This window comes from Arthrobacter sp. B1805 (assembly GCF_002929745.1).
GTDB lineage: Bacteria > Actinomycetota > Actinomycetes > Actinomycetales > Micrococcaceae > Arthrobacter_D.
Window position 1 is genome coordinate 88,727 of the sequence record NZ_PJIQ01000008.1, and the last position, 17,928, is coordinate 106,654.

At 68.5% G+C, this 17,928-nt stretch carries 15 protein-coding genes; 6 read left to right on the top strand and 9 right to left on the bottom strand.

Annotated elements, in window-relative coordinates; all coding sequences use genetic code 11:
* Positions 1-107 precede the first annotated feature (107 nt).
* From CXQ96_RS10650 to CXQ96_RS10660, 3 genes are all read left to right on the top strand, one after another.
* Positions 108-1,592, top strand: coding sequence for a malate:quinone oxidoreductase (locus tag CXQ96_RS10650; protein WP_104118019.1), 1,485 nt, complete (start codon positions 108-110; stop codon positions 1,590-1,592).
* Positions 1,593-1,644: 52 nt separating this feature from the next.
* Complete coding sequence (locus CXQ96_RS10655) at positions 1,645-4,842, top strand: efflux RND transporter permease subunit (RefSeq protein ID WP_104118020.1); 3,198 nt, start codon at positions 1,645-1,647, stop codon at positions 4,840-4,842.
* A gap of 87 nt (positions 4,843-4,929) precedes the next feature.
* Entirely contained in the window at positions 4,930-5,436 is a 507-nt protein-coding gene (locus CXQ96_RS10660; RefSeq protein WP_104118021.1) for a MarR family winged helix-turn-helix transcriptional regulator, read from the top strand.
* 32 nt (positions 5,437-5,468) lie between these two features.
* Here the strand turns inward: CXQ96_RS10660 and CXQ96_RS10665 are convergent, their stop codons facing one another.
* On the bottom strand, positions 5,469-6,272 hold the full coding sequence (locus tag CXQ96_RS10665; protein ID WP_104118022.1) for a transglutaminase family protein: 804 nt from the start codon (positions 6,270-6,272) through the stop codon (positions 5,469-5,471).
* 120 nt (positions 6,273-6,392) lie between these two features.
* Between CXQ96_RS10665 and CXQ96_RS10670 the strand changes: the two genes are divergently transcribed.
* Positions 6,393-7,313: an oxidoreductase gene (locus CXQ96_RS10670; protein ID WP_104118023.1), complete on the top strand. Its 921-nt coding sequence runs from the start codon at positions 6,393-6,395 to the stop codon at positions 7,311-7,313.
* On the opposite strand, the gene CXQ96_RS18060 is transcribed toward CXQ96_RS10670, so the two are convergent.
* The 6 genes from CXQ96_RS18060 to CXQ96_RS10700 form a co-directional block, all read right to left on the bottom strand.
* The gene (locus CXQ96_RS18060; protein WP_146070859.1) at positions 7,314-8,102 is read right to left on the bottom strand and encodes a hypothetical protein; all 789 of its coding nucleotides are present in this window, start codon (positions 8,100-8,102) and stop codon (positions 7,314-7,316) included.
* 43 nt (positions 8,103-8,145) lie between these two features.
* A complete protein-coding gene (locus CXQ96_RS10680) occupies positions 8,146-9,309 on the bottom strand; it encodes a cysteine desulfurase family protein (protein WP_104118025.1) in 1,164 nt (387 codons plus the stop codon).
* The gene (gene nadC / locus CXQ96_RS10685; RefSeq protein ID WP_104118026.1) at positions 9,306-10,244 is read right to left on the bottom strand and encodes a carboxylating nicotinate-nucleotide diphosphorylase; all 939 of its coding nucleotides are present in this window, start codon (positions 10,242-10,244) and stop codon (positions 9,306-9,308) included. The genes CXQ96_RS10680 and nadC overlap by 4 nt, the downstream gene beginning before the upstream one ends.
* Positions 10,241-11,893, bottom strand: coding sequence for an L-aspartate oxidase (gene nadB / locus CXQ96_RS10690; RefSeq protein ID WP_104118027.1), 1,653 nt, complete (start codon positions 11,891-11,893; stop codon positions 10,241-10,243). The genes nadC and nadB overlap by 4 nt, the downstream gene beginning before the upstream one ends.
* Positions 11,890-13,155: a quinolinate synthase NadA gene (gene nadA, locus CXQ96_RS10695; protein ID WP_104118135.1), complete on the bottom strand. Its 1,266-nt coding sequence runs from the start codon at positions 13,153-13,155 to the stop codon at positions 11,890-11,892. The genes nadB and nadA overlap by 4 nt, the downstream gene beginning before the upstream one ends.
* A 96-nt stretch (positions 13,156-13,251) precedes the next feature.
* On the bottom strand, positions 13,252-14,001 hold the full coding sequence (locus CXQ96_RS10700) for an NUDIX domain-containing protein (RefSeq protein ID WP_104118028.1): 750 nt from the start codon (positions 13,999-14,001) through the stop codon (positions 13,252-13,254).
* Positions 14,002-14,230: 229 nt separating this feature from the next.
* Here CXQ96_RS10700 and CXQ96_RS10705 point away from each other — a divergent pair, with 229 nt between their 5' ends.
* Together CXQ96_RS10705 and CXQ96_RS10710 are read left to right on the top strand one after the other, a co-directional pair.
* Positions 14,231-15,028 (top strand): alpha/beta fold hydrolase, encoded by a 798-nt coding sequence (locus CXQ96_RS10705; protein WP_104118029.1) that lies wholly within the window; start codon positions 14,231-14,233, stop codon positions 15,026-15,028.
* 144 nt (positions 15,029-15,172) lie between these two features.
* A complete protein-coding gene (locus CXQ96_RS10710) occupies positions 15,173-16,150 on the top strand; it encodes a serine/threonine-protein kinase (protein WP_104118030.1) in 978 nt (325 codons plus the stop codon).
* Between the two features lie 186 nt (positions 16,151-16,336).
* Here CXQ96_RS10710 and CXQ96_RS10715 read toward each other — a convergent pair whose 3' ends face one another.
* Positions 16,337-16,519: a hypothetical protein gene (locus CXQ96_RS10715; protein WP_104118031.1), complete on the bottom strand. Its 183-nt coding sequence runs from the start codon at positions 16,517-16,519 to the stop codon at positions 16,337-16,339.
* Between the two features lie 85 nt (positions 16,520-16,604).
* Positions 16,605-17,918 (bottom strand): MFS transporter, encoded by a 1,314-nt coding sequence (locus tag CXQ96_RS10720; RefSeq protein ID WP_104118032.1) that lies wholly within the window; start codon positions 17,916-17,918, stop codon positions 16,605-16,607.
* Positions 17,919-17,928 lie beyond the last annotated feature (10 nt).

Sequence of the window (17,928 nt, forward strand, 5' to 3'; positions counted from 1 at the left end):
CCGCCTATTCGGGTGATCCGGAGCACCCGGTGGATTTAAGTAAGGTCACTACCAGACGCTAGGCTTTCCCTGCTAGGACCTCGCGACTGGAGACAATGTTGAGCACTATGAGCCAGGGCACACCCGCCAAGACAACCGACGTCATCCTCATCGGCGGCGGGATCATGAGTGCCACGCTCGGCGCTTTCCTGCGGCAGCTCCAGCCCGACTGGGACATCTCACTCTTCGAACGGCTCGACGCCGCCGGGCTCGAAAGCTCCGACCCCTGGAACAACGCGGGGACCGGGCACTCCGCACTGTGTGAACTCAACTACTCGCCTGCAGGCAAGGACGGCTCCGTCGATCCGGCCAAGGCGGTCGCCATCAACGAGCAGTTCCAGGTTTCCCGACAGTTCTGGTCCCACATGGTGTCCGAAGGGCTCGTCGGCGACCCTCGCTCGTTCATCAACCCCGTACCCCACATGAGCTTCGTGTGGGGCCAGGCGAACGCTGAGTACCTGCGCAAGCGCTATGAGGCGCTCAGCGCCCAGCCGCTCTTCAGCACCATGCAGCACAGCGAGGACCATGACACCATCGCCGGGTGGACTCCCCTGGTCATGAAGGGCCGCAACCCCTCCCAGCCCGTCGCGGCCTCGCGCGTGGAGGGCGGGACCGACGTCGATTTCGGCGCACTGACGCGGCAGCTCACCAGCTACCTGCAGGGGACCGGCGTCGAGGTCAACTACGGCTTCGACGTACTCGACGTCGCTCGCGCCTCCGACGGACGCTGGGACGTCAAGGTGAGGAACAAGGCGACCGGCGAGACGAGTACCGTCACCACGAAGTTCGTCTTCATCGGTGCGGGCGGCGGCGCCCTGCACCTCCTCCAGCGCAGCGGTATCCCGGAAGGCCGCGGTTTCGCCGGCTTCCCGGTATCCGGACAGTTCCTCCGCTGCACGGACCCGGAGCTCGTCGAGCAGCACAATGCGAAGGTGTACGGCCAGGCCTCGGTCGGCGCTCCCCCGATGTCCGTCCCGCACTTGGACACGCGCTTCGTCAAGGGCGAGCGCTCGCTGCTGTTCGGACCGTACGCGGGGTTCTCCACCAAGTTCCTGAAGCGGGGCTCCTACCTCGATCTCCCGACGTCCATCCGGACGTCGAACCTGGTGCCGATGCTCGCGGTAGCCAAGGACAACATGTCCCTCACGAAGTACCTCATCACCGAGGTCCTCAAGAACCGCGACGCCAAGAACGAGTCGCTCAACGAGTTCCTCCCGACAGCCGAGGGCGGCAGCTGGGAACTGATCTCTGCCGGGCAGCGTGTACAGGTCATCAAGAAGGCCCCCAAGAAGGGCGGCGTACTGCAGTTCGGCACCGAGGTCATCACCTCGGCTGACGGTTCGGTCGGGGCTCTTCTCGGTGCGTCTCCCGGCGCCTCCACGGCCGCACCGATCATGGTGGAGCTGCTGAAGCGCTGCTTCCCGGGCAAGATCTCGGACTGGGAGCCGAAGCTGAAGGAGATGCTGCCAGGGTACGGGGTCAAACTCAACGAGAACCCGTCGCTGGCCGCAGAGGTGCAGTCCCTGACCGACCGGGTACTCAAGCTCAAGTAACTATCGGCGGAGCCGGCGGGCCGGGCGATCGTCAGCACCGAAGGCAGGTTCCTTGTTCCGTCTGGCTCAACTATCCCTAGGTAATCGGGCGCTCATCGCGCTCATCACGATCCTCGCATCGGTCTTCGGCGTCATCACGCTCGGATCGCTGAAGCAGGAGCTGATCCCGTCACTCGAGTTCCCCCAGATCACGGTGCTGTCCAACGTACCGGGAGCATCTCCGGAGTACCTCGACGAGCAGGTCAGCGAGCCGCTCGAAGCCGCACTGAGTGGCGTGGAAGGCCTCGAGTCGTCGTCGTCGACCTCCCGCACGGGCGTGTCGACCGTCAGCCTGGTCTTCATCTACGGCACGAACCTGGACCGTGCGCGTGCGCAGGTCGACCGTGCAATCTCTACCGTCCGTCCGGCGCTGCCGGACGACGTCGAGCCCCAGGCCCTCGCCGGGAGTATCAGTGACCTGCCGATCGTCTTCATGGCCGTGTCGTCGGAGCAGTCGCTCAGCGAGCTGAACGGCGACCTGACGCGACTGACCGTGCCACGCCTGCAGAAGATCGACGGCGTGCGCACCGCCGACATCTCCGGCGGAACACGGCAGCACGTCGCGATCCTGCCGCGGGACGGCGCGCTGCAGGCGGCTGGACTCACGATCGGGGACGTCACGAGCACGCTCGAGGACAACGGCGCCCTGTTCCCGGTCGGAACCCTCGAGGAGTCCCCACGGTCGCTCACCATCCAGGCAGGGAGCAGGGTGGGTTCACTCGACGACATCAGGGCCCTGCCCGTGCTGCCGGCCTCCCCCGCGAATGACACCCCTCCCGATGGCCCGGCGCGGACCGACGGCACGGGCGGCACCGGGTCCGTCGTCACCATCGGGGCCATCGCCGACGTGAGCCTGGCTGACGACGAGCCGACCTCCGTGACGCGCACCAACGGGGTCGAGACCCTCGCCCTGACCGTGACGAAAGTGCCCGACGCCGACACCGTCCAGATCTCCCAGCGGATCGTGGACCTGGTTCCCGACCTCGAGGCGGAGCTCGGGAACGCAGCGGAGATCACTGTGGTGTTCGATCAGGCGCCCTTCATCGAGCGGTCCATCGACGACCTCACCACCGAGGGGATCCTCGGCCTCGGATTCGCCGTGCTGATCATCCTCGTCTTCCTGCTGTCGGTCCGCTCGACCCTGGTCACCGCTATCTCGATCCCCCTGTCGCTGCTCGTCACCTTCATCGGGTTGTACGCCGCGGGTTACTCCCTCAACCTGCTGACGCTGGGCGCCCTCACCATCGCCATCGGCCGCGTCGTCGACGACTCGATCGTCGTGATCGAGAACATCAAGCGTCACCTCGGGTACGGGGAGGAGAAACGGGAAGCCATCCTGACGGCGGTCCGGGAGGTAGCGGGAGCCATCACGGCGTCCACGCTCACCACGGTGGCCGTTTTCGCGCCCATCGCGTTCGTGGGCGGTCTCGCGGGCGAACTCTTCCGCCCCTTCGCGGTGACGACCGGCATCGCGCTGCTGGCCTCCCTCGCGGTGTCCCTGACGATCATCCCCGTCCTCGCCTACTGGTTCCTCCCGCGGGCCTCGTCTCCCGCCGGTCGGCGCGGAGCGCGTCACACCGCAGCCGCCCAGGCCGGACAGACAGGGGACGGAGCCGAGCACGCCTCGGTCCCGGACAGGCCGTCACTCCTGCAGCGAGGCTACCTTCCTGTCCTGGCCGGGACGCAGCGCCACCCGGTCGTCACGCTGATCAGTGGGGTGATCGTCCTCGGTGCGACCGCGGCCATGGTTCCGTTCCTCCCGACGAACCTCCTCGGCGCGTCGGGCCAGAACAGCTTCTCCATCACACAGACCCTCGCTCCGGGGTCCAGCCTTGCGACGACGACGGAAGCTGCCGGCCGAACTGAGGCGATCCTGGCGGACGTTCCGGAGGTCCGGGACGTGCAACTGACGGTCGGCACGGCGGACGGCGCCTTCGCGGCGCAGTTCTCCGGCGGGGCCTCCGTGGCGACCTTCACGGTCACCACGGACGAGGACGCCGACCAGGAGGCCCTGCAGGCGTCCGTGCGCCAGGAACTCGAGGGACTCGAGGAGGCGGGGACGTTCTCCCTGTCGAGCCAGCAGGGCGGGTTCGGCACCTCCAGCACCATAGACATCGACATCACCGCACCGGTCAGCGACGACCTGGCAGCGGCGAACGCCGCTGTCCTCGACGGCATGCAGGGCCTCGAGGGGGCCGGCGAGGTCTCCAGCAATCTCTCGGCCGCGCAGCCGCAGGTCCAGATCGACGTGGACCGGACCGCCGCCGTGGAAGCGGGACTGAGCGAGGGCCAGATCGCCGCACTTCTCGGTGGCAGTATCAGCCCTGTTCCGGCCGGCTCCGTCCGTTTCGATGCGGAAGACCTACCGGTCCTCGTGGGAGAAGGGACACCGATCACGAGTCTGGACCAGCTTCGGAACCTCCAGATCCCCACCGCGCAGGGTCCCATTGCGTTGACCGAGGTGGCGTCCGTCCAGGAGGTCCAGGTCCCAACCTCCGTCACGAGCTCGAACGGGGAGCGGACGGCGCGTGTCTCCGTCACGCCGTCGGCGGATGATCTCGGTACCCTCACGACCGCGGTCGATGAGCGCCTCGACGCCATCGCGCTGCCTCCGGGGACGACCGCGACCGTGGGCGGCGCGTCCAGCCAGCAGGCGGAGTCCTTCGACCAGTTGTTCCTGGCCCTGTGGGCGGCGGTCGCCATCGTCTATGTTATCATGGTCGCGACGTTCAAGAGCCTCGTGCAGCCCCTGATCCTGCTCGTGTCGATCCCGTTCGCCGCCACCGGTGCGGTCGCCCTGCTGCTGATCACGGGTATCCCGCTCGGGCTGCCCTCGCTGATCGGGCTGCTGATGCTCGTGGGCATCGTGGTCACCAATGCGATCGTCCTCATCGATCTCATCAACCAGTACCGGCTCCCGCGTGACGGCGCACCCGGTCTGCGGGTCGAGGACGCGATCCGCGAGGGAGCGCGGCAGCGTCTTCGCCCCATCCTCATGACGGCTCTGGCCACGATCTTCGCCCTGACCCCGATGGCACTGGGCCTGACCGGCCAGGGGGGCTTCATCTCGCAGCCCCTCGCGGTCGTCGTGATCGGTGGGCTCGTCTCTTCGACGGCATTGACGCTCGTACTCGTCCCGGTCCTGTATCGGCTGGTCGAGGGTGGCCGGGAAAGGCGGACGCTGCGCCGCGCGTCCACGGCGGGAGCCTGACCCGTCCGTGAGGAAGGGGTACTACGGCGTATACTAGATGCATATGTATATAGTTGCCGGTCTTCCGGCAGGAGGCCGGGAGCGACCATGGCACAGAACGTGGAATCCGCCGTCGAACAGGACGAGAACCAGGGCAGAAGCGATGATGCTGCCGGCAGGCCGTCGGTGCGTCAGGCCTCCGAGACGTGGGAGTCCCTCTTCCGGGCGCAGGTGGGGGTCATGCGTCGGATCCGGAAGGATCCGGTCTTCCGCGAGCTGGCCGTCGCCGAGTACGACGTCCTGTTCAACCTCAGCCGCTGCCCGACGGGCTGGACCCGCCTGAACGAACTCAACAACCACCTGTTGATCAGCCAGCCCAGCCTCAGTCGCATGGTGGATCGGCTTGAGGCGAAGAACCTGGTGCAGAAGCGCCCGGCCCAGAACGACCAGCGGGGTGTCGAGCTCGCGTTGACGGACGAGGGCAAGGCCCTGCAGCGGCGCATCGGCTCTGCCCATGTGCGCCGTATCCAGGAGGTACTGGCGCCAGTCCTGGACAGCGACGAGATGGAGCAGCTGAAGGCGCTCACGGACAAGATCAACGCTCGCCTGGGCTAGCTCCTGTGTTGGGAGACCCGGGACCGCCCCGCTTAGCGCAGCGGCAGGTGCTGGGCGCTGTCCTCCATGGGCAGATCGTCGACCGTGGCCGTCACCACCAGGCTCGAGAGCTGCAGTGACCCGCCGACCGTCGACAGGAACGCGGTGTCAGCGGCGTCCCGGCCGGTCCCGATGCGCAGCATGGAGGCCCGCGGCGCCAGGCCGGTCGCGTCCACCAGGTGCCACGCCCCGTCCACCCAGGCCTCGACGACAGCGTGGAAATCCATCGGGTTCAGACCCGGCGCGTACACGGACGCGAGCCGCGCCGGAACGTCACGCGCCCTCAGCAGCGCGATCACGAGATGAGCGTAGTCCCGGCAGACACCCCTGCGTGCGAGGAGTGTATCGGCCGCGCCATCGGTGAAGCGGGAGGACCCGGGCACATAGGACAGTTCGCGCGATACCCAGTCCCGCACGCCGTGAACGAGATCCAGGCCCCGCAGGTGGGGAAACTGCGCGTAGGCCGTCGGCAGGATCTTGTCCGATTCGCAGTAGCGGCTGGGCCGGACGTACCGCACCAGGTCGAGGTCGTCCCCCGACGCAGGGGCCGCTACACCCGTGACGTTCGCGCGGTAGTGGACCTGGAGCGTCGATGCTCTTGCCGTCGTCAGCAGGTGCAGCCTCGTGCCGTCCCCGTCCTGTCGCTCGCGGACCTGCGCCGGTTCCCCGTCGACCAGCACGGACAGGTCCTCCTCCACCGACCGGTAAGCGCCCGGGCCTGCGACGGCGATCGACAGGACCACCGCCGTTCCCGCGACGGTGGTGGCACTGAGGTCTGCGGAGACAGTGCGTTGCATGGTTCGTTGCTCCCGGTAGACAACTGGATCGCCTCCAACTCTAAGCTGAGGTGGGCGGCAACCCTCGACGCCGGCGGGCGCCATCCTGCCGGGCAGGATGACCGGCTGGAAAGGACCACCATGAGCGACTTCACTGCGGAGGCGATCGGCGACCTGACGGGTCGTCGTGCCGTCATCACCGGGGCCAACAGCGGGCTCGGCCTGCAGACCGCCGTCGGACTGGCGAGGAAGGGTGCCGACGTCGTGCTTGCCTGCCGGAACGAGCAGCGGGGGCGCGACGCCGAGCAGAGGATCCGGGCCCTGACGGGTAGCGACCGGCTCCATGTGCACGTCCTGGACCTCGCGAGCCTGGCGTCCATCCGGGCTTTCGCGGCCGCCCTGACCGGGCCGGTCCACATCCTCGTGAACAACGCAGGGATCATGGCGACACCCAAGGGCACCACCGCGGACGGCTTCGAGCTGCAGTTCGGCACGAACCACCTGGGCCACTTCGCGCTGACCGGTCTCCTGCTGCCGAACCTGCAGGAAGCGCGGACGGCCCGGGTCGTCACCCTCTCCAGCGTTGCCCACAAGGGGGGCCGCATCAACTTCGACGACCTCCAGTCCGAGCGCGGGTACCGGCGGTGGAGGGCCTACGGACAGAGCAAGATCGCCAACCTGTACTTCATGGTCGAACTCGACCGTCGGGCGCGCGCGGCCGGGTGGGATCTGCTGTCTGTCGCTGCCCATCCTGGCCTCGCCAACACGAACCTGACAGCCGGCATGCGGGCTCCGGCCATGCTCGACGTCGTCGGCGGCTTCTTCAAGCTGATGAGCCAGTCCGACGCCGCGGGTGCGCTGCCGACCCTGTACGCCGCGACGCATCCGGACGTCAGGGGCGGCGATTTCTATGGTCCGTCCGGGCCCGGCGAGACCCGCGGAGCGCCGCGTCTCGTCGCGCCTGCCGCCCGCGTGCTGGACCGCGACATCGCCGTCCGGCTGTGGGATCGAAGCGTCGAGCTGACCGGCGTCGATTACGCGGCACTGGCACCCGCCGGCTAATCATCCACCCTGGCCGGGAGGATCGGTCGCGATCTGCACCGACTGAATCATGGAGCGGATGCTGGCGAACTCAGGAGTCCCGTAGTACGCCTCCGCTTCGCCGATGGTGCCGAAGGACACCGTGGCCGGTCCGGTGTTCGCCGGAGCTTTCGGTGCGAGCACCTCGAGATCACCGAAGCTGAAGCGTCCCAGGGCCTCACTGCCCTGGACGGTATTGGACAGGGAGCACGCCAGGGCGTCCGCTCCGCCCACCTGGTCCGTGATGCCGTAGGAGCCGAAGAAGCGGAAGCCCGTGATGAGCCGGATCACGAAGCGGGGCTCGATGTCCGTCGCGGCGGGGGGCTGACCGGTCAACTCGAGCGGCTCACTGCCGATGACGTAGTACGGCGTGCGGTCTGCATCGGGACACGGCGCCTCCTGCGTCAGGATGCCGGAATGCAGTTCCGCGGCGGTCGTCCCCTCCGGCGTGCGGACGGCATAGTGCAGCGAGTCCGGCGCGTAGGCACCGGGTTCGGGCTGCAGCGGCTGCACCACCCAGGCCTCGGGCAATTCGAAGCTCACGAGCCTGCTCGGATCGGTGAAAACCTTCCACCCCTCGCGTGCCTCCCGCAGTGGAGCCGTGGTGGGCTCCGGCGTGGGACTCGCAGCGGGCACCGAGGATTCCACCGCTCCCCCTTCGCCCTCCTGCGTACCGGTGCACGACGCCAGCACCAGGCAGGCGAGCACAGCCGCCACAACCGTGTGCACGTGGCGCTGCCCGTCCGCACGTGGGGATGATCTCCTGCGCATGGTGTCCCTCCCTCGCAACGCTGGGTGCCGCCAGTCTAGGCCTTCATCGAGCTCCCGACCCCTGTATTGCACCGAGGGAGCGGGCGGCGCGGACCGCATCGGCGACAGCTCGGGCCGCCTCCTCCAGATCGCCGGGCGTGGTGTCCTGCGTCCAGGAGAATCGGACGGCGCTGGAAGCAGTCTCGGCATCGATTCCCAGCGCCAGGAGCACGGCCGACGGCTCTGAGGACGCGGCCGCACAGGCGGAACCGCTGGAACAGACCACTCCCCTGCGGTCGAGCTCCAGGAGGACCGACTCGCCGCTGACACCCGGGAAACAGAAGGACGCGAGGTTGGGGAGCCGGTGATGGGCATCGCCCGTCAGCACCGCCTCCGGAACATCGGCCAGAATCGCGCCGATGAAGGAGGCCCGTGCTTCACTCGCGAGCGCGGCTGCGGCGGGGAGTGCCCGCTGTGCGAGTTCGAGCGCCCGTGCCACTCCGACGGCCCCGGCCACGTTCTCCGTGCCGGACCTTCGCCCGCGTTCCTGTCCGCCGCCGTGCAGCACGGGCTCGCAGGGCGTGCCCGACCTGAGGTACAGCAGACCGATCCCCTTGGGCGTACCCAGCTTGTGGCCCGAGATGCTGAGCGCACTGACGCCCAGCGCGTCGACGTCGAGTGGAAGCCAGCCCGCGGCCTGCACCGCGTCCGAGTGTAGAGGGACGCCGGCTCTCCTGCAGACGTCCGACAGCGCCGCGATGTCCTGAAGGGTACCCACCTCGTTGTTCGCGTACATCAAGGTGCACAGCGTCGTCCCGACCTCGAGCGCGGCTTCCAGGGCTTCGGGCGTGATCCGGCCCGTGGCCGATACGGGCATGACCGTGAGCCGGAAGCCGTGGAAATCCCGGAGGTAGGCCAGCGTCTCGAGGACCGCCGGGTGCTCGATCGCGCTGGTCACGATGTGCCGGCCCCTGGGCGCTGCAAGGGCCATACCCTTGAGCGCGAGGTTGTTGGCCTCGGTGCCGCCGGAGGTGAACACCACCTCGGAGGGACGGCACCCGAGCAGGGCGGCTACACCCGCTCGTGCCCGCGCCAGTTCTGCCGCGGCGGCTTCACCGATCGCGTGATGGCTGGAGGGATTCCCGAAGACGGAGGTCAGGAGGGGCCACATCTCCTCCAGGACCTCGCGCCGGGCAGGTGCAGTGGCTGCGGCGTCGAGGTAGATCATGCTCGGGACCCGGTGCGGTCGGGCTGCAGGACGAAGTCGAGGCCGAGGTCGAGGGACCGGACGCTGTGCGTGAGCGCGCCTGCGGAGATGATGTCCACGCCGGTCGCCGCGATGGCCGCCACCGTGTCGAGGCGGACGTTTCCGCTGGCTTCGACGAGCGCCCGGCCACCGATGACCCTCACTCCCTCGGCGAGGTCGTCGAGGGAAAAGTTGTCCAGCATGATCGTGTCCACTCCCGCTGCGAGGACCGGCCCGATCTGCTCGAGCCTGTCCACCTCCACCTCAACGTGCACGGTGTGCGGCAGTCGTGACCTGACGTCCCGCAATGCCTGCGTCAGGGCTTCAGGCCCGTCGAGGGCCAGCAACGCGAGGTGGTTGTCCTTGACCATGACTGCGTCGGAGAGGCTCGATCGGTGATTGGACCCTCCGCCGCAGCGCACTGCCCAGCGCTCGAGCACCCGGAGTCCCGGGGTGGTCTTGCGCGTATCGACGATCCGCGCGGGGGCGCCGTCCACCGCGTCGACGAACGCCTTCGTCATGGTCGCGATACCACTGAGCCTCTGTGCGATGTTGAGCGCGGTCCGCTCCGCCGTGAGGATGCCGGACGCCGGACCGCTGATGTCCGCGATCGTGTCCCCGGCGTCGAACCGGGTACCGTCCGGCCGTGGGAACGTCACGCTGATGCGCTCGTCCGTGAGCCTCATCGCCGCTTCGATCGCGGTCGTCCCGCAGAGGATGCCGGGTTCGCGTGCGGTGATCGCAGCCGTCGTCCGGAGGTCGGGGTCGATCAGCGCCTGGCAGGTGATGTCCCCCCACGGCGCATCCTCGGCGAGCGCGGACGCGACGACCGCATCGACCAGGTGCTGCGGAGGTGGCGCCAGGACGACGACGGTGCTTGGGGCGGCGGATGCAGTACCGGATGCGGCGGGAGTCATCGGGTTCCTTCGATGGAGCATGCGTAGGTCCTGCTCGGGGCTGGAATGCGGGGACCGGCTTGGGGGTGGTCGGAGCGGTAGTGCGCTCCGCAGGACATCGGGCGCTCGAGGGCGGCATGCACGAGCAACCGCGCGCAGAGCAGCAGGTTCGCCATCTCGGCGTCCGCCGGTTCCCGATAGGAGGCGAGGTGTTTCAGCGCGAGGACCAAACCATCCCCGGAGCGCAGGATCCCCGCGTGGTCGGTCATCAGCGCCTGCAGATCACGTCGCGTGAAGGACTGCGTACCGCTGCCGGAAGCGGCCAGGTCGAGGTGCTCGATGTCGAACCGGGGTGCTGCTCCTCCCCCCGCGGCGATCGCCGCCGCGCACCGCGCCCCGAAGACCACGCCTTCGAGCAGGCTGTTGGAGGCGAGCCGGTTGGCGCCGTGCACACCCGTCCGGGCAACCTCCCCGACCGCGAAGAGGTTTGGCACCGACGTCCGACCCTCCGTGTCCGTCCACACCCCACCCATCCAGTAGTGCGCAGCCGGAACGACGGGCACGACGTCGGACGACCAGTCGTAGCCGTGCAGCGCAGTGAGTGCGCTGAGCGATGGGAAACGTGTCGACAGGAACTCTCTGCCGAGCGCCGTCGCATCGAGGTACACCTGGCTCCCACGGCCGTCCGATGCGCTCGATGCCCGGCGGGAGAGGTGGCGCGCGATGCTGCGGGAGACGACGTCACGCGGCGCGAGGTCCCCCTCCGGGTGGTAGTCGGTCATGAAGCGGTGTCCAGCGGCGTCGACGAGCCGAGCGCCCTCGCCCCGGACGGCCTCCGAGATCAGCGGATTGCCCGGTACGTCGAGCGACGTCGGGTGGAACTGGAAGAACTCCAGGTCCGCCACGGCCGCGCCCGCGCGCCAGGCGAGTGCCACGCCGTCGCCTGTGGCGATCGAAGGGTTGGTCGTGTGCTCGAAGAGCTGCCCTGCTCCCCCGGTGGCGAGAACGACGGCGTCGGCCGGGAGCTCGCGCCGAACGCCGCCCTCGAGCACCTCGACGCCGGTCGCGCGCCGAGGAGCGGTCCGGGAGTCCTCGAGCAGCACCCGTGTCACGAGCGTCTCCTCGAGCACGCGTATACCGGCGTCGCGCCGGACGTCGGCAGTCAGGGTGTCCACGAGTCCGGCCCCGGTGGCATCACCACCCAGATGGAGGATCCGTGCTGCGGAATGTGCTGCTTCCCGCCCGCGCGCCGGCATTCCGGGATCGGCCGCATCGGCGTCGAAGACGATCCCTGCCCGTTGCAGCTCACCGATTCCGCTCTCTGCACCGTGGCAGAGCACTGCAACGGCGTCCGGGTCGCCGAGCCCGGCGCCGGCTGCGAGCGTGTCGGCGATGTGCGCGTCGACGGTGTCGTGCTGCAGGTGCTTCCGCCCGTCACCGCCGATGCTGACGGCCGACGCTCCAGGAACGACGGCGGCGATGCCACCCTGCGCGTAGCGCGTGTTGCTCTCCGCGAGCGCAGCCTTCGACACCAGGACCACTTCGAACCCCGGAGCGAGGCGTCGGAGCACCAGGGCGGTCTGCAGCCCGGCGATGCCGGCACCGACGACGACGACGCGGTGCGTGCCGCCCGCCACCGAACGGCGGGCACCCGGACGCTCGGGTGTCATGGCTGGACCGCGAGCATCCGGTTCAGGGCTACGCGGGCGTGCTCGGTCACGTTCGCGGACACGGTGATCCGGTTCAGCACCTGCCCGTCAACGAGTCCCTCGAGCACCCAGGCGAGATACCCCGGGTGGATCCGGTACATCGTCGAACACGGACAGATGACGGGATCCAGGCAGAAGATGGCGTGCTCCGGGTACTGGGCGGCAAGCCGGTTCACCATGTTGATCTCCGTGCCGATCGCGAAGGTGCTGCCCGGCTCGGCTGCCGCGATCGCTTTCCGGATGTAGTCCGTGGATCCCGACTCGTCCGCGGAGTCGACCACGGGCATGGGGCACTCGGGGTGGACGATCACGCGGACGCCGGGGAACTCCGCCCGCGCCTTCTCGATCTGCGCGACGGTGAAGCGCTTGTGCACCGAGCAGAAGCCGTGCCACAGGATCACGCGGGAATCGATGAGGGTCTGCTCGTCGGTGCCGCCCCAGGGCTTGCGCGGATTCCACATGGGCATCTGTTCGAGCGGCACGCCCATGGCTTTGGCGGTGTTGCGCCCGAGGTGCTGGTCGGGGAAGAACAGGACGCGCTGGCCGCGTTCGATGGCCCATTCGAGGACCGCGGCCGCGTTCGAGGACGTGCAGACGATGCCGCCGTTCTCGCCGCAGAAGCCCTTGAGCGCCGCGGAGGAATTCATGTAGGTGACAGGGATGACCGGCTGGCGGCCGTCGACGTCGGGTTCCGAGCCGAAGAGTGCTGTCAACTGGTCCCAACACTCCGACACCGAGTCGATGTCGGCCATGTCCGCCATCGAGCAGCCGGCCGCGAGGTTCGGGAGGATCACCGCCTGCTCCGGGGTCGACAGCATGGCGGCTGTCTCCGCCATGAAGTGGACGCCGCAGAAGATGATGGCCTCCGCTGCGGTGCGCTCCGTGGCGGCGCGGGCGAGCTGGTAGCTGTCCCCCACGAAGTCGGCGTACTGCACCACTTCGTCGCGCTGGTAGAAGTGTCCGAGGATGACGACCGATTCTCCGAGTGTCTTCTTCGCGGCGAGGATCCGCCTGTCCAGCTCGTCGGCCGGAGCGGCTCGATACTCCTCGGGAAGTTCGCCCTGGCGCGGAGTCGCGGACGGGGCTTGGTCGTGCATGGAGGCACCGGGGCCGTAGTCGGGCATGGGAAGGGCGTCGAAGGCCCAGGGATCGCGCGCGAGGTTCGGCGAGCACGTTGCAGTCGCCGCGGCGGCTCCTGCCTCGCCGCGCGAGATCAGCTTGATGGCGGTCGTGACGGACACTGGTTCTCCCTGGGGTGGGGACCGCCGCTCTGTGATCGCGGCGGTCGGGTTCGGGTCGGGGGTGATGACGCTGCTGGGTTAGGGCGGAGCATCCGGAGCGGGCCATTCGGCGGATCCGGATGCTTGCGGAGCCTCTCGGGGAGGGGTACCGGCGTCCGGTCCGGTGTACCGGTAGAGGCGGGGCGGCCGGTTCCGCCCGCCCTGGAGTACCTCGTCCGTTGCGGAGATGTCCTTCGCCGAGCGGAGCTGGCGCCTGAAGTTCGCCGGGTCGAGGTGCCTGCCGAGCACCGCTTCGTAGACGCCCCTCAGTTGCGCAAGCGTGAAACGCTCACCCAGGAAGTGGTAGGCGACGGAACCGTACTCGATCTTGCCGCGGAGGCGTTCCAATGCGTAGGCGACGATCTCGTCGTGGTCGAAGGCGAGGCCGACCGCTTCGGCGGCGCGGAACCACCGGACGTTCTCCGACTCCTGCGCCAGATCCGCCTGGTCCGGCCGAACGAGGGCCCAGTAGACGATCGACACCAGACGCTGCGTCGCCGATCGATCGAGTCCCCCGAAGGCGTAGAGCTGCTCGAGGTAGGTCGGGTCCAGGTTCGTCGTCTCCCTGAGATTCCGCGCTGCAGCGTCATGGAGCGACTCGCGACCGCCGAGGGGTCCACCGGGAAGAGCCCACTTGCCGAGGTGCGGCTGTCGGACCCGGCGCACGAGCGGGAGCCATATCTCGAGACGGCCCGATCCGGCGTCGGGACGGAGCGCGAAGATGACCGTCGAGATGGCGAGCGACGGCGGTTGCACCTGCCGTTCGGAGACGTTGGCCGAACTGTACATGCCGGCCTTCCTCCTGCTCCGCTGGGGCCATTGTTAGGGTCATGATGACTGTAACTCATCGGAACCGGTCGTCCAAGGCGGCCGCTCTCCATGACGCGGGCCGTCATACAGGCACTCGGCTTGCCCCTGACGCCAGAAGTGCCTAAAGTCACACCGTCGGCCGTTCGAGGCCGCGCGGCGGGGATGTGTTCAACGGTGCACACGTCTCTGCCGCCCTTACGATGGGGACATGGACCACCACGCTGTACACGAGGTCGAAGGCGTCGACCCCCATCTGGCCATCTCCCGCAGCGATGCGACCGGCGACATCGGCCTCCGGCCCATCCTGCTGCTGCACGGCTTCGGGTCCTCCTCCAGTCGGAACTGGGTGGACTCGGGCTGGGTCCGGTTCCTCAATGACGCGGGCCGCTCGGTGATCATGGTGGATCTGCCTGCCCACGGGGACAGCGCCGCGCCGGCGGATGCAGGCGCCTACGCCCCGAGCCGTATGCGCGCAGACATCCTCCAGGCCCTGTTCGACGAACGCGTCCTGCCGATCACCGAGGGCCGGCCCGACTCCGGCGTCGACGTCATCGGATATTCGCTCGGGGCTCGCCTGGCCTGGGAATTCGGTGCCACGCAGCCGGAGCTGGTGCGCAGGATGGTGCTCGGCGGGCCGGGGACAGCGGATCCGCTGGCCGGTTTCGACCTCGAAGGCGCCGAGCGATTCCTCGCAGGCGGACCGGCGCCGGAGGACCCGACGACGGCGGACCTCCTGCGCATGGCAGAGGCACTACCCGGCAACGACCTGCCGTCACTCCTGGCAATGGTGTCGGCGGTCAAGACCGAGCCGTTCGACCCGGCGGGCGCCGTCCCGAAAATGCCGCTGCTCCTCGTCGCCGGGGACCAGGACGAGTATGCCGCCGGCATCCAGGATCTCAGGAACCTGGCTCCGCGCGCCGAGATCGCCGTCCTTCCTGGCAGAAACCACACGAACGCCGTCACCTCGAGGGCCTTCAAGGACGCCGCCCTCGCCTTCCTGGCCTGAGGATGTAGCACTGTCTGAAGGTGCGGTACACCGCGTGGCTAAGCGGCGGAAGGACCCACCGGCCGCGTTATACTGACAACTGATCAGCAGCCTTATCAAGAGGTTCAGCGATCGACACCCACAACCCGTCGCAGGAGGACACGCATGGATGTGCTCCTTGCTGACCGGTACCAGACAACCGGCCTTCTCGGCGTCGGCGGAACCGCCTCGGTCTACCGAGCCGTCGATCGCAACCTCGGACGCGACGTCGCCATCAAGATCTTCAACCCGACGACGGCGGACGACGACAACTACCGACGCCAGCACACCGAGACCATGCTGCTGTCCACACTGAACCATCCCGGGCTCGTGACGCTGCATGATGCAGGGATCCATGAGGACGACGACGGCCGCACGACGGGTTTCCTGGTCATGGAGCTCGTCGACGGCGAGGACCTCCGCCACCTGCTGAAGCGTGGCGCCCTTCCCGCCGAGGACGTCGCCCAACTGGGAGCGGATCTCGCCGACGCCCTGGCCTATATCCACTCCGAAGGCGTCGTCCACCGCGACGTGAAACCCGCCAACATCCTGATGTTCCACAGCCGGGACAACGAGACGCGCCTGTATCCGAAGCTCACCGACTTCGGCATCGCGCGCATGGTCGAGGCGACCATGGCCACGGCCGTGGGTGCGACGATCGGAACGGCCAACTACCTCAGCCCCGAGCAGGCCAAGGGCGATCCGCTCGATGAACGCAGCGACATCTACTCGCTCGGACTCGTGCTCCTCGAGTGCCTGACGGGCGAGAAGGCTTTTCCCGGACCCGTGGTGGAGGCCGCCCTGGCGCGGCTCCTGCGCAATCCCGAGGTCCCTGATTCGCTCGGCCCCGAGTGGAGCGACCTGCTCCGGCGGATGACATCGAGGGATCCCTCGATGCGGCCCTATGCCCACGACGTCGCGCTCCAGCTACGCAGCCACGCGGACGAGCAGGCTCCTGCCGTGCCGTCGGGGGCGGAACCGGGTAACGCCAATGTTCCCGTGACCGGTCGCGGAAGGGATGAGGCGGACGCCGTGACCGGTGGGGTCTTCACGGGCAACGTCCGCATTCCCGACCCGCCTGACCGCGCTCCCCGCATCAGCTGATCGCCCCGGCGCGGCCGGACTCTCCGACCCCGGAACGAGCTGGAGGTTCCCCCAGGAATTCCTGGCGGGACCTGCAGCCGTGGGCCGGTGAGGCAGGTGCACGCCCAGGCAGGGCGCCTGCCTGGACAGTGCCGCCGTCGAGGGGGATTCCCGCTCCTCCCCCACCCGCGGCACGTCGCCCGGGCGCTAGTCGTTCTTGCTGCCGCCGTCGTCTTCCTCGGGCTCGAAGTTGCTCGGCTCCGCCGTCGAACCCGCCGCTACTCCGTCATCGCTCGCGGGAATGGTGCCGTCCGGCCCTACGCCGTCCGCCGCGTCGGTACTGTCGTTTCGCTCGGTACTGTCGTCTCGCTCGGTGCCTTCGGTGCTCATGGATCCTCCTGCGTCTCGATGTCTTCCGATCCTATGCTCGGGACCTGCCAATTGACAGCAGGCTGATCATCGACGGTCGGATGCGTCAACTCCTGGTGGACCGCAGGGCGAGGGCGGACAGGGTTCCGAGGATGAACAGAACGACGGCGGCGAGTGCGGGCACGACCGACGCTCCGGCAGCCCCTCCGGACTCCGCAAGGGTGCCGGCGAGCGCGGAGCCGATGGCGGTGCCGGCCACGATGCCGCTGGCGAGGAACGTCATGACGGTGCCCAGGCGATGCGCCGGCGCGACGGCCGAACCGATCGAGAAGATGGTCACCATGGTGGGACCGACGAAGATGCCGAGGAGGAACAGCACCACCAGCATTGCGGGAAGAGAACTCGGCAGGGCCAGGGCGCACGCCGCCAGTGCCATCGCGCCTGCAGACGCGACCCACCGGCTCGTGTGCCTGAAGCGCGGGGACCAGTACGCCACGGTCAGCGCGGCGATGGCGGAACTCGATCCCATGACCGCATAGAGCAGCCCGGAGGATTCGGCGGCACCGAAAGTGCCTGCGTACGCGGTGAGGAAGGTCTGGGTGGACCCGAAGAACGTCCCGATGGCGATCATTCCCGCCACGGGCAGCAGGACCAGCCCGAACGTGCGTGCGCGCGGAACCCCCTGCGAACTGCCTTCCTCATCGCCGCCGACGGGGGCCGGGCCCGCGTCACTGTGGGCGACGGTCGGATGCACGGCGAAGGCGCTGACGAGGGTGATGGTCAGGGCCGCCGCGAGCGCCAGCGGGAGCCACGGTGCGATCAGGCTGGCGAGCAGCCCTACGAGCGCCGGCCCGAGGACGAATGTCAGTTCGTCGGCTGTTCCTTCGTACGACAGCGCCGTGTCCAGCGCGCTCCGCGGACTCCGACGGGTCATGGCCATCCAGCGGACCCGGGCGAAGGGACCGATCTGCGGGCAGGTGAAGCCCATGGCGAGGGAGGCGACGAGCACGAGGACGAGGGCGCTGCCCGTGAATCGTTCTGCGGTCAGCGTCATCACGAGCAGGCCTGCGATGGCCAGCGTGTTCAGGATCGCCGATGCGAGCAGCACGATGCGCTGGCCGCGCTTGTCGGCGAGGATGCCGAGGAGCGGCGCGCCCATGGCCGAGCCTAGGCCGACGGCGCCGGCCGCGAAGCCGCCTGCCGCATAGGAGCCGCTGGCAGTCGTGACCAGCGTGAGGGCACCGACGGTGAGCATCGCCAGGGGCAGCCGCGCGAAGAAGCCGATGATCAGGAAGGAAGAGCCGGCAAGGTGCGGAAGGACACCGAACTTGCCGAGGCGTGACCGGCGCGGGATGCCGAGCTGGGACTGGTCCGGTGAACGAAGAGGTTCCGGCGTGGCCGGGGAGGGGTTCTTGTACATGCGCTTTCCG